This window comes from Paenarthrobacter aurescens, from assembly GCF_041549525.1.
GTDB lineage: Bacteria > Actinomycetota > Actinomycetes > Actinomycetales > Micrococcaceae > Arthrobacter > Arthrobacter aurescens.
The window spans coordinates 2276821-2288864 of record NZ_CP157456.1 but is presented as its reverse complement, the minus strand read 5'-3'; the positions used below and the strand labels follow the sequence as shown (position 1 = coordinate 2288864).

Genomic DNA, 12044 nt, shown 5'->3' with positions numbered 1-12044 from the left:
CAGGGCCCCTGCAGGTAGGTTCAGGATCAGTTCCGCGTGATCTGGATCACAATCGCGATCTGACAGGGGTTTGGCAGTGGGCCTTAAAGAACTGACACCACAGGAGCGCTCAGATGCGCTTGAGAAAGCTGCCAAGGCGCGGGCTGTGCGTGCCGCCGCCAAGGAAAGACTCAAGCGCGGCGAAGTGAGCGTTGCGGAGTTGATTTCTTCCGGAGCCACCGACGATGCGATTGCGCGCATGCGGGTTGTGGAACTCCTGGAGGCCCTGCCGGGCATCGGACCGGTCAGGGCCGCCGGGATCATGGCGGAGATCGGCATCGCCGGATCCCGGCGCATCAGGGGGCTGGGAATTCACCAGGCCCGGGCGCTGGTAGATTTTATGGATACCCAGCAAAGCGTTTGACGCATCTCCCCGAAGGAATCCGTGAGCAAGAAACCCGGACTGACTGTCCTTGCAGGCCCCACTGCCGTTGGCAAGGGAACCGTATCCACCTACATCAGGGACAACTATCCGGAGGTTTGGCTCTCAGTCTCAGCCACCACCAGGGCTGCGCGTCCGGGTGAAAAGGACGGGGTTCACTACTTCTTCAAGTCTGCCGAGGAGTTCGACTCCCTGGTGGCCGGAGGCGAACTTCTGGAATGGGCCGTAGTGCATGGCCAGAACCGGTACGGGACCCTCCGCAGCACAGTTGACGCGGCCATTGCCGATGGCAAGTCAGTACTGCTTGAGATAGACCTCCAGGGTGCGCGGCAGGTCAAAGCCGCCGTCCCGGACGCGAATTTCGTGTTCCTGGCACCGCCCAGCTGGGACGAAATGGTCCGACGCCTGGTGGGCCGCGGCACCGAAACTCCCGAGGAACAGCAGCGCAGGCTGGAAACCGCTAAACTGGAACTTGCTGCTGAGCCGGAGTTTGACCACACCGTCATCAATGACGACGTACGCCGGGCAGCGGACGAGCTTGTTTCACTCATGGGGCTTACCCCGCACCAGCGCTAAGCGCTTGCATTTGTTGGCCCGCTAAAATTTGGAGAATTCGTGTCCACGAACCTTGAAGGCATCATCAACCCGCCGATCGATTCGCTGCTTGAGGCTGCTGATTCCAAGTACGGCCTGGTAATCTTCGGCGCCAAGCGCGCCCGCCAGATCAACGCCTACTACGCACAGCTGCACGAGGGCCTGTTCGAGTACGTCGGTCCGTTGGTAGACACCAAGCTGAACGAGAAGTCGTTGTCCATCGCCCTGCGCGAGATCAACGAAGGCCTGTTGGTTTCCACGCCGATCGAGCCCGCAGAATAACAAAGACTGCCTGTTGACGGAGGTCACGTGCGCATAGTCCTCGGAGTCGGGGGAGGGATAGCAGCCTACAAGGTTGCATCGCTCCTCCGGCTTTTTACTGAAGCCGGTCACAAGGTGACGGTCATCCCTACCGAGGCCGCTACCCGATTTGTGGGAGTGGCCACGTGGGAAGCCCTCTCCGGCAATCCTGTGAGCAACAGCGTCTTTGATGACGTTGAAAAGGTCAACCATGTCCGTTTGGGGCATGAGGCGGACCTGATCGTTGTTGCTCCCGCCACTGCCGATCTTTTGGCTAAAGCTGCAAGCGGACAAGCAGGCGACCTCCTCACCAACACGCTCCTCATGGCCCATGGTCCTGTTCTGTTCGCTCCTGCCATGCACACGGAAATGTGGCAACATGCTGCAACCCGGGCCAATGTGGAAACGTTGCGAAGCCGGGGCGTGACAGTGCTGGAGCCGGCTTCCGGTCGCTTGACGGGTGCCGACTCAGGCCCGGGCCGGTTGCCGGAGCCGGAAGCCATCTTCGCCGCAGCCATGGCTCTGACTGACGGCCGGGACCGTGCCATGGCATCCCCTTCCGCAGGACAGTCCCTGGCAGGCCGGACCGTGACGATTTCCGCCGGTGGTACCAGGGAGGCGTTGGATCCCGTACGATTCCTCGGCAATCGCTCCTCCGGCAAACAGGGAGCGGCACTGGCTGAAGCGGCACTGGCTGCGGGGGCAACCGTAAAGTTCCTCGCCGCGCATATGGACGTTCAGCCGCCCGCCGGCGTCGAGCTCGTTCGCGTTGAATCAGCCTTGGAACTGCGCGAGGCGGCGCTGAAGGCGGCAGTGGACTCCGACGTCGTTATTATGGCCGCTGCCGTGGCGGACTTCCGTCCGGCCGAGGTTTCGGACACCAAGATCAAGAAGGTCGACGGCGAGGATGCACCTGTTGTGCGGTTGATCCGGAACCCGGACATCCTGCACGAGCTCGTGGAACGTCGCAATGACGAGGGTGGCCGCCAGCTGATTGTCGGTTTCGCAGCCGAAACGGGAGACGCCCAGGGCGATGTCCTCGAACATGCCACAGCCAAGCTCAAGCGCAAGGGCTGCGATCTCCTGGTAGTGAACCAGGTGGGCATTGGCCGTGTTTTCGGCCAGGATGAGAACTCTGTGGTCATCCTGTCCGGTCACGGAGCCGAACCCCAGTCAGCGGCCGGCTCAAAGGCGGACGTCGCTTCTGCTGTGATCGATCGGGTGGGCGCTGAACTCACCAGGGTCTTCCCGGCCATGTAACTGAGCCCACACACCCGAATTCTTAGCAAAGGGACATACGGTCGATGCCGTCCTCCCGCAACCCAGTAAGGTGGTCGAGTGACTTTACCGCTGCACCATGAACACCATGGCACCCCGTCCAAGCTCCGGCTCTTCACGTCCGAGTCTGTTACCGAGGGGCACCCGGACAAGATCTGTGACCAAATCAGCGATGCCATCCTGGACGCGCTGCTGGCTGCTGATCCTGAATCCCGCGTGGCCGTTGAAACCATGGCTACTACGGGCCTGGTGCACGTGGCCGGTGAGGTTACTACCGACGCCTACGTGGAAATTCCGCAGATTGTCCGGGAAACCATCTTGGGCATTGGCTATGATTCCTCGGCCAATGGATTTGATGGCGCCCGCTGTGGTGTGTCGGTATCCATTGGCCAACAGTCCAACGACATCGCCGGTGGAGTATTCAACTCTCTGGAGGCCCGTGAAGGCCGCCAGGAAGACGACTACGACCTCCAGGGCGCTGGCGATCAGGGCATCATGTTCGGCTACGCAAGCGATGAGACGGCTTCCTACATGCCCACTCCCATCTGGCTGGCCCACCGGTTGTCTGAACGCCTTACCGAAGTTCGAAAGAACGGCGAGCTGGCCTACCTCCGCCCGGATGGCAAGACCCAGGTGACGGTAGGGTACGACGGCGACCGGCCGGTTTCCGTGGAAACTGTGGTCATTTCCAGCCAACACGCTGAAGAGGCAAGCCTTGAGCAGCTTCGCGCTGATTTGGCCAGCTATGTGATTGACCCCGTCATGTCTGCGTCCAATCTGGACATTGCGCACACTGCGAACATCCTCAACCCTGCCGGTGCTTTCGTTATAGGTGGGCCTGTGGGAGACGCGGGTCTTACGGGCCGCAAGATCATTGTTGACACCTATGGCGGATTCTCCCGGCATGGCGGAGGTGCGTTCTCCGGCAAGGATCCTTCCAAGGTGGACCGTTCTGCCGCGTATGCCATGCGTTGGGTGGCAAAGAACGTGGTGGCTGCAGGGCTGGCCAAGCGGGCTGAGATTCAAATTGCCTACGCCATCGGCCAGGCACGCCCGGTTGGAACGTACGTTGAGACCTTCGGCACGGAAACCGTTGACCCCGCGCGCATCAGTGAAGCGATCGACGAACTGTTCGACCTCCGTCCGCGCGCCATCATTGACGCACTGGACCTCAAGCGGCCCATTTACGCCAAGACGGCGGCCCACGGCCACTTCGGACGCGATGACCCGGATTTCACGTGGGAACGCCTGGACCGCGTTGCGGACCTGAAGGAATACTTCAACGCCTGAGCCCCGGATCAGGGACGGAGGCAGAAGCATCAACTCCGCGTTGTTGTAATGTCAGTAGCCCATGATTGGCTGGTGCCAGAGAGATGCCCGCAGCGGGTCAATCCCGCTGCGGGCATTCACAGTTAAGAATGCGTGGGCTTTCCGCGCTCAGAGGTGGAGGTGAAGTGCTTGGCAGGAAACGAGGCCCAGCCGTCCTTGCTCCAACCCTCGTTGCTGCAGGGCTTTCCGGATCGCATGGCGGCCAATGGGCCGCCCCTGGCCGCCGAGAACCCCGTGGCCCGGGTGGTGCTCGAGTCCTCCCTGCCCCACCTGGACAGGCCCTTTGACTACAGTGTTCCTGCCGAACTGGCTGAGGTGGCTTTGCCCGGTGTCCGGGTGAAGGTGAAGTTCAACGGCCAGGAGCTTAACGGCTACATCATTGAACGGCGCGCAGACTCGGACGCTGCGGCACCGTTAAGCACCCTGCACAAGGTGGTCTCACCGGTGGTGGTCCTCACCCCGGCCGTATTGGAGTTGGCCGGTACCGTAGCGGCCAGATACGCCGGAACCCTCAGCGATGTCCTTAGAACGGCAGTTCCGCCACGGATGGCCAAGGTGGAGAAGGAACTGCTGGCAGGCGAGCCGGATGAAGGCCGCGCAGAGCTCAAACCGGACACGGATGCCCGGGCATGGGTCTCCTACGGCAACGGTGAGGCGTTTCTTCAGCATCTCGCCAGCGGCGGATCACCCAAAGCGGTACTCACAGCGCTGCAGGGATTCGGGCCCCATGGTTGGCCGGCCCTGATTGCTTCGGCAGTTGCCACAGTTCGGTCTTCGGGGCGTGGGGCCGTAGTGGTTGTGCCGGACTACCGCGATCTTGAGCGGTTGGAGGCAGCGCTTGCCAAAGTCCTGCCGTCCTCGGACGTTGCCCGCCTCACGGCCGATGACGGGCAAACTCCCCGCTACAGGAACTTTCTGCGGCTTCTCAGCGGTGCGGCGGGAGTTGCGATCGGCACTCGCTCGGCAGCATATGCTCCTGTTCACAATCTTGGCCTTGTGGTGTGTTGGGACGACGGTGATGACCTCCACATCGAGCAAAGGGCGCCCTATGCGCACACCAGGGAAGTCCTTCTGTTGCGTGCCGAGCAGGAGAACGCCGCTTGCCTTATGGCCTCCCATAACCGAAGCACAGAACTCCAACGCCTTGTGGAAATGCAATGGGCGGTGCCCATCGAAGCACCACGAAGTACTGTCCGTGCCACAGCTCCACGGGTTTTGAACACCGCCGACAGCTTCGAGCAGGATCGTGATCCTTTGGCGCGCATTGCGCGTCTGCCTGCCGCGGCGTGGAGGGCGGCCAAGGAAGGCCTGGAACGGGGCCCGGTCCTGGTTCAGGTAGCCCGCGCCGGATACGCCCCGTCCTTGGTGTGCGAAACGTGCCGTGAACTGGCGCGCTGCAACGCCTGCCAAGGCCCCCTGGCCGTTGCCAGCAGCTCTGCCATACCAGCGTGCCGCTGGTGTTCCACGCCCGCCCCACAGTGGCGCTGCAGCCACTGCAGCGGAACACGCCTGCGCCGGGGAGCAGCAGGAGTCATGAGAACCGCCGAGGAACTCGGGCGGGCATTCCCCGGAAAAGCGGTGGTGACCTCTTCCGGTGAACACATTAAAGCCACTGTCCCGGAAACTCCGGCTCTGGTGGTAGCTACAGTCGGTGCCGAGCCGGTAGCACCCAACGGGTACGCGGCAGCGCTGTTGCTGGACGGCAACTCGTTGCTTCGGCGCGAAAACCTGCGCGCAGGCGAAGACACTGTGCGCCGGTGGTTCAATGCCGCGTCCCTCGTGAAGCCCGCCGGCCAGGGAGGGCTGGTGGTAATTACTGCCGACGATACCGCCGCGACTGGAGCACTGTTGCGCTGGGATGCCGCCGGCTTCGCATCACGTGAATTGGCGCTTCGGAAGGAACTTCAGCTGCCCCCGGCCGTTCGGGTGGCATCGGTGACCGGCGCGAGGAACGACGTCGTGCATTTCGCCGAGGCGTTTCAGGCCAGCGCCGCACTGGGAAGTAAACTGCGCAGCGCAGGGCCCGCTCCCATGCTGCTGTCCTCCGGTGCCCACACCGGTGCCAGCGACACCGATTCCGACGTGAGGACGCTCTACTTCATTCCTTATGCAGACGCCGCGGAGGCCACCCGTGCCATGCGGGCGGTGAAAGTGGCCAGCGCAGCAAAGCGCACATCCGGCCCGGTTCAGTTGCGTTTGGACGGCGTGGATGTCCTCTAAAGCCGGAGCTCACCGGTCTCAGCTGACGTTGGCCTAAGCCTTACGTTGACGTCTGGCCACTACCTCTTCGGCCGCGGACAGGAGCTGCCGTGCCGAAGCTTCCCAGTTGAAGTGCCCGGCGCGTTCCACGGATTTCCGGGAACGTTCCTGCCACAGTGGTTCCTCGCCCAGCGCAGTTACTGCCGCAGCGAATTCGGCCGGAGACTCAGGGTGGACGTAGCTGACGGCGTCGCCTCCCACTTCACGGAAGATAGGAATATCGCTGGCGATCACAGGGGTTCCCAAGGCCATCGCCTCCACCAGCGGTAAGCCGTAGCCCTCGGCCCGCGAGAGGCTGATCAACGCAGTCGCCCGCACCAGGAGCTCGTCATACTCGGCGTCTGTCACACCGTTGTGAAACAGCACCTTGGCGCCGCGGGGTACCAAAGCCTCCAATTCTGCCTTGCGTTGCGGCGTGATCCGGCTGAGCAGGTGCAGAGTGTATTCGGGCAGCTGTGCCATGCCACGGATCATGGTTTCCACATTTTTGTAGGGCATGAACGAGCCCATGTAGAGGAGCGTCTTCTCTGCCCCTGCTCCAGGGTCCCGAGGTCTCTGACCGGGTTGGGGTGCGTTTCCCACAATGCGAACGGGACGTTTTGTCAGTGTGTACTTGGCCATGAGCGCTTCAGTGGTGCTGCTGATGGTGGCCACGATGTCTGCGCGGTTGAGCAGCAGCCGCTGCGGCCAGTACCCCTTGTGATAGAGCCTCCACAGCAGGCGCACCGGGGCGGGCAGGAAGCCCGGGGGAGTCGGGTGTTCGTAGTAAATGAGATCGTGCAGGGTCAGTATCAGCCCGTACTTCCGGCCGAGGGTGCCCATGGTCTGCATGGGGCAGACAACCACGTCAGCGCCCAAGGGGTTCACCTTTCGGGCTACGAACAATTCCATGGGTGAGAGCGGGCTGTTGATCATCACGTACGGAACGTCGGGCAGAAGGGCCAGTTGCCGTTTGTCGCTGATGAGCATGGTGACATCGGCAATTTTGGACGTTGCGGCTATGAGGCTGGAACCGTAGCGGCTGATGCCATCGTGGTGGTCCGTTCGGGTAAAGCGGGCGTCGATGACAATTTTCACGCGGGATGTTCCTCCAGGAAAGTTCGGATTGCTTCTGCGGCCGGAACCGGCGTTTCGTAGTGGATGAGATGCCCGACGTCGGGAATTACTTCCAGCTTTGCCGCAGGCAGGCGCTGCATCAGTTTGTACTGGTTGGGTAGGGTGGCGATCTCATCTTTTTCCCCTGCGATCAGGAGTACGGGGAAAGTCAGTTCCTCGGCTACCTGGGCGACGTGTCCCGAGACTGAGGCCTTGAAGGATTCGAGCAGGCTCTTCCTGTCTGCGAAGGCACTGAAGTAGGCGTCATGCTGACCGTGGATGAACCGGCGAAGGCTCTTGTCTTTGGTTTTGGCCATGGTGATGCTCATGATCCGCACAATTACCCTGTTGCGGAGGACCGCCAGTCCCAGCGTGCGGGGAAGTTTGGCCGAAACCTGGTAGTAGAGCACGGCGAGTTTTGTCATGATGCCCTTGGGGCCTTCCAAGGCCGGAGCGGCGATGGGGTTGATCAGGATCAGCGGGTAGATGGCTCCCGGATTCGCCGCGGCGAAGTGGCTGGCGACGATTGAGCCGAAGGAGTGTCCCAGCAGGACAGTTTTCTCATCCAAGCCCAGTGCGGCCATGAAGCCGGAGATGAACTTGCCGTAGCGTTCAACACTGTGTTCGTCCCGGGCGAAGGGTTCCGAGCTCCCGAATGCAGGCAGGTCCGGCATGATAATGCGCATGTCCGGAAGGTGATCGGCCACGCGCAGCAACCCGTGGTGGTCCCCCCGGAAGCCATGGATGACCAGGATGGTGCGGGTCAGGGGCGTGATAGTGACTGGTTCGTAGGTCCAGTACGCCACCTTACTGCCATCCACGTGGACGGCGGAGGCGGTGGTCCGTCCCGGCAGCGTTGCGCTGAAGAATTCATCGTCCAGGGCGCTTTGGGAGGGGTATTGGCCCGGGGAGGAGCGGGCGGTGTCCACGTTGTCCATTCCTCTGTCCCTACTTCACGTTATCCGGGTGTGAGCCCGTCCGGTGATGGCGTTCAAGTGCGGCCATTCCGTCCACGTCCGCGGGCTCCAGCTCGAAATCGAAGACGGCGAAGTTTTCCTTGATGCGTCCCGCGGAGCTCGCTTTGGGGATTACCAGGTTTCCCAGCTGAAGATGCCACCGGAGAATGATCTGGGCCGGAGTCCGGCGGTACTTTTCGGCCAACGAGAGAATGGCGGGGTCCGCCAGAACCTGCCCGCGGCCAAGTGGGCTCCACGCCTCGGTCCGGATTCCGAGTTGTTCATGCAAGGTCCGCAACCGGGTCTGTTGCAGCCAGGGGTGCAGTTCGATCTGGTTGACGGCGGGGACAACCTCGGCCCTTTGCATCAGTTCGGCCAGATGTTCCGGCTGGAAGTTGGAGACTCCGATCGCCCGGACTTTGCCCTCCCTGTAGAGGGTTTCCATGGCCTTATAGGTCTCCGCGAACAAACCTCGTCCGGCGCACGGCCAGTGGATCAAATAGAGGTCCACGTAGTCCAGTCCAAGGTTTGCCATGGAGGTGTCAAAGGCCCGCAGGGTTGAATCGTAGCCTTGGTCGTCATTCCAGACTTTGGTGGTGACAAAGACGTCTTCGCGCGCCAGGGCGTGGACGAATTCGCCGGAGCCACCGGTGCCCCTGTTTGCCGCAGCAGCGTCGCCGATTGCACCGCCCAGCGCCCGGCCCACCCCTACTTCGTTGCCGTACATCGCGGCAGTGTCAAAACGTCGGTAGCCCTCACCCAAAGCCGTGGCAACCAAGGCTTCTGCGTCTTTGGCGGGAACTTTGTAGAGTCCGTATCCCAGGCGTTCCATCTGTACGCCGTTGTTCAGGGCCAGCTTGTTCAGTGCCAGCTTGTTTGATGTCAGCCTGGAGGGGGAAGTCATAGCAACGACTTTACCCAGTCCTTGCACAATTGCTTCAGGAATGGTCATTGAAACTCACCAGGCGCCGTGCTGAGGCTTCGTCCAGAATCAGGTCCGTGGCCAGTCCGGCTGCCAGCGCACCTTGGAGGCCGTTGATTTTCGATGCCCCGGAAATAACGCAGATCCGGCGCCTGACTTGCCGCAACTGTTCATGGCTGGGGCCGGTTGAGCGCTCATTCAAGGTGATGCCGTCCGAGGACCCGTCACTGCGGAAGAAGACCGTAGCGACGTCTCCTACGACGTCGTCGGCGGCCAGCATGGTGAGGTCATGTTCATCAAGGTAGCCACCGGCGTATACGTGGCTCGGGTAGTCCGAATCCACTGATCCGACACCAAAAATGGCAATGCTCATCCGGGCTTGCAAGTCCAGGATGCGTTGAACGCTGCGCTCATTCCACATGGCTGTCTTGGTGGAAGCATGATCAAAAAACGCCGGAACAGGAAACTGCTCCACCCGCGCACCGTAGGCGCTGCCGAAACGCCGCATGATGTCGCTGGCGTAGGTGATGCCCGTGGTTTGCATGTTTCCTGCGCCGTTGAGCTGGACCACGATGCTGTCATGGGTGACCTTGCGGGTGAGGTGCCGGCTGACTGCGCTGAGCGTCGCTCCCCAAGCCACGCCGATGATGGCATTGGAGTCCACCAGGGGGCCGATTGTCCGTGCAGCCTGAATGGCTACGCGGTCCAGGGTCTCTGCCTCGTTGAGGGTGTCCAGAACCGGAACCACGTGGACATCCACTCCGTACCGGTTGCGGATTTGGCTTTCCAGCTCGGGCCCGGTGTCAAAAGGGCTTCGAATCTGGACTTGTACCAGCCCCGTTTCCCTTGCGGACGAGAGCAATCTGGACACGGTGGACCGGGACGTTCGGAGCTCCCGGGCAATCGCATCCATGGTCAGGTCCTGAAGGTAATACATTTGTGCAGCCCGGAGCGCATCCGAGTGACGTGAGCGTGCCATCTCATTTCCTTACTGCACGTTTGTGCAAATAGCTTGACTCCATTTTCCACCTTCGCAAGATTAGTGGTGAACGGTGCGGCAGCGAGTGGCGCGGCGCACGAACCAAGCCCAAGGGAGCAGTTTTGGGACACAACAGGATTTCCGGTACCTCAGAGCACACACAGCGCGACTCCGTCGTTGCGTTGCAGGAGCGGCCGTCGGCCAAGGTACTCATCATCGGCGGCGGCATCAACGGTGTGGGAACATTCCGTGATCTCGCTCTTCAGGGTGTGGACGTGGCACTTGTTGAACGTGGCGACTACTGCCAGGGTGCCAGCGGCGCTTCCTCCCACATGATCCACGGCGGCATCCGCTACCTGGAAAACGGTGAGTTCCGCCTTGTTCAGGAATCCGTGGTCGAGCGCAACAGGCTTCTGAGGATTGCCCCGCACTACGTCAAGCCACTGCAAACCACCATTCCCATCTTCAGCACTTTCTCCGGCATTCTCTCCGCGCCCATGCGCTTCCTCACCCACAAGCAGGGAAAGCCCAAGGAACGCGGCGCCTTCCTCATCAAGGTCGGCTTGAGCATGTATGACTTCTTCTCCCGCGACGGCGGCAGCGTTCCCCGTCACCAGTTCAGGGGCCGGACCAAGGCCCTGGCTGAGCTTCCCAAGCTTCATTCCGGAATCAAGTACGCTGCCACGTACTTTGACGCTTCCGTGCACAATCCAGAACGCCTCACCCTGGACGTCCTGCAGGACGGCGAAAAGGCAGGCCGCGGCGGGGGACTGCCGGGAGGCAGTGCCCGCGCCAGCAACTACGTCTCGCTCGTCTCCATGGGCTCCGGGGGAGTTCGGCTCAGGGATGAGCTGACCGGCAAGGAATTCGACTTCCAGGCCGATGTCATCGTCAACACCACCGGTGCATGGGTAGACCTCACAAACCAGGCCATGGGCGCTGTCAGCAAGTTCATGGGGGGCACCAAAGGCTCACACATCGTCCTGGACCACCCGGAACTGCTCGCAGCCTGCAACGGCCGGGAAATCTTCTTCGAGCACACCGATGGCCGGATCGTTTTGATCTACCCCATGGGAGACCGCGTGCTGGTGGGGACTACGGATGTGGACGCAGATATGAACGAAGACGCCGTGTGCACGGAAGAAGAGATTGACTACTTCTTTGACCTCGTCGGCCACGTGTTCCCCACCATCAAGGTAGGGCGGGAACAGATCGTCTACAGCTTCGCTGGTGTCCGGCCCCTTCCGCGCCACGACGAAACGCAGCCTGGGTTTGTCTCGCGCGATTACCGCATCGAACGCAGCGTCCGCTCCGGCAGTGGAGCGGTTGCAACGCCAGGCGGCAAGGCCGCCGTCGTACTCAGTTTGGTGGGTGGCAAATGGACCACGTTCCGCGCCCTGGCTGAGCACATGACCAACGACGTCCTGCGTGAACTGGGTATGGAACGCAAAGTCTCGACGGCGAAGCTCGCCATCGGCGGCGGCGCCGGCTTCCCAGCCACTGAGCAAGGCGAACAGGAATGGATCAAGAAGCACATGGGTCCCGGCCTGGATGCTGACCGCGTAGCTGTCCTGCTGACCAGGTACGGCACCCGGGCGGATTCCGTTATTGAGTACCTCAATGCCGGACAGGACCAGCCTCTGCGTTCCACCCGCGAACTGAGCGTCCGTGAACTTGCCTTCATGGCCGAGCACGAGCAAATCGGGCACCTGGTGGATGTTCTCATCCGCAGGACATCCTTGGCGTTCCGTGGCCTGGTGACCGGTGAGTTGCTCAATGAGATCGCCGCCGCATTGGCCGGGCCGCTCGGTTGGGACGCTGCTGCCCGCGAGGCAGAAATCCGCCACGCCCAGGAAGTACTGCACCGTTTCCACAAGGTTGACGTGCACAGCCTCGTAGCCTGAGCTCGAG

Annotated in this window: 11 protein-coding genes; 7 read left to right on the top strand and 4 right to left on the bottom strand. The window is 61.6% G+C overall.

From position 1 onward, the window contains the following. The first annotated feature begins 76 nt into the window (after positions 1–76). From mihF to ABI796_RS10540, 6 genes are all read left to right on the top strand, one after another. Complete coding sequence (gene mihF, locus ABI796_RS10565) at positions 77–403, top strand: integration host factor, actinobacterial type (RefSeq protein ID WP_141283573.1); 327 nt, start codon at positions 77–79, stop codon at positions 401–403. A 21-nt stretch (positions 404–424) separates the two neighbouring features. After that, the gene (gene gmk / locus ABI796_RS10560; protein WP_141283572.1) at positions 425–997 is read left to right on the top strand and encodes a guanylate kinase; all 573 of its coding nucleotides are present in this window, start codon (positions 425–427) and stop codon (positions 995–997) included. A 39-nt stretch (positions 998–1036) separates the two neighbouring features. Continuing rightward, complete coding sequence (gene rpoZ, locus ABI796_RS10555; RefSeq protein WP_017197559.1) at positions 1037–1297, top strand: DNA-directed RNA polymerase subunit omega; 261 nt, start codon at positions 1037–1039, stop codon at positions 1295–1297. 27 nt (positions 1298–1324) lie between these two features. Beyond that, a complete protein-coding gene (coaBC, locus tag ABI796_RS10550; RefSeq protein ID WP_141283571.1) occupies positions 1325–2575 on the top strand; it encodes a bifunctional phosphopantothenoylcysteine decarboxylase/phosphopantothenate--cysteine ligase CoaBC in 1251 nt (416 codons plus the stop codon). A gap of 78 nt (positions 2576–2653) precedes the next feature. Continuing rightward, entirely contained in the window at positions 2654–3883 is a 1230-nt protein-coding gene (metK, locus tag ABI796_RS10545; protein WP_141283570.1) for a methionine adenosyltransferase, read from the top strand. Between the two features lie 168 nt (positions 3884–4051). After that, complete coding sequence (locus ABI796_RS10540; protein WP_141283569.1) at positions 4052–6142, top strand: primosomal protein N'; 2091 nt, start codon at positions 4052–4054, stop codon at positions 6140–6142. A 33-nt stretch (positions 6143–6175) separates the two neighbouring features. On the opposite strand, the gene ABI796_RS10535 is transcribed toward ABI796_RS10540, so the two are convergent. Genes ABI796_RS10535 through ABI796_RS10520 form a run of 4 tightly spaced genes read right to left on the bottom strand, consistent with a single transcriptional unit; the run spans position 6176 to position 10133 of the window. Then, positions 6176–7258 carry a glycosyltransferase family 1 protein gene (locus tag ABI796_RS10535; protein WP_141283568.1) on the bottom strand — a complete coding sequence of 361 codons (1083 nt, stop codon included), beginning with the start codon at positions 7256–7258 and terminating at the stop codon, positions 6176–6178. Beyond that, positions 7255–8214, bottom strand: coding sequence for an alpha/beta fold hydrolase (locus ABI796_RS10530; protein WP_141283567.1), 960 nt, complete (start codon positions 8212–8214; stop codon positions 7255–7257). Before ABI796_RS10530 ends, ABI796_RS10535 begins: the two co-directional genes overlap by 4 nt. A gap of 10 nt (positions 8215–8224) precedes the next feature. Further along, on the bottom strand, positions 8225–9136 hold the full coding sequence (locus ABI796_RS10525; RefSeq protein ID WP_141283566.1) for an aldo/keto reductase: 912 nt from the start codon (positions 9134–9136) through the stop codon (positions 8225–8227). 34 nt (positions 9137–9170) lie between these two features. Then, on the bottom strand, positions 9171–10133 hold the full coding sequence (locus ABI796_RS10520) for a sugar-binding transcriptional regulator (protein ID WP_141283565.1): 963 nt from the start codon (positions 10131–10133) through the stop codon (positions 9171–9173). Positions 10134–10255: 122 nt separating this feature from the next. Here ABI796_RS10520 and ABI796_RS10515 point away from each other — a divergent pair, with 122 nt between their 5' ends. Then, a complete protein-coding gene (locus tag ABI796_RS10515; RefSeq protein ID WP_141283564.1) occupies positions 10256–12037 on the top strand; it encodes a glycerol-3-phosphate dehydrogenase/oxidase in 1782 nt (593 codons plus the stop codon). The last annotated feature ends 7 nt before the right edge of the window (positions 12038–12044 follow it).

Bases quoted from the DNA above. Each gene is read 5' to 3' on its own strand.
- ABI796_RS10525 (WP_141283566.1), bottom strand. From the start codon at position 9,136: ATGACTTCCCCCTCCAGGCTGACATCAAACAAGCTGGCACTGAACAAG.
- ABI796_RS10530 (WP_141283567.1), bottom strand. From the start codon at position 8,214: ATGGACAACGTGGACACCGCCCGCTCCTCCCCGGGCCAATACCCCTCC.
- ABI796_RS10520 (WP_141283565.1), bottom strand. From the start codon at position 10,133: ATGGCACGCTCACGTCACTCGGATGCGCTCCGGGCTGCACAAATGTAT.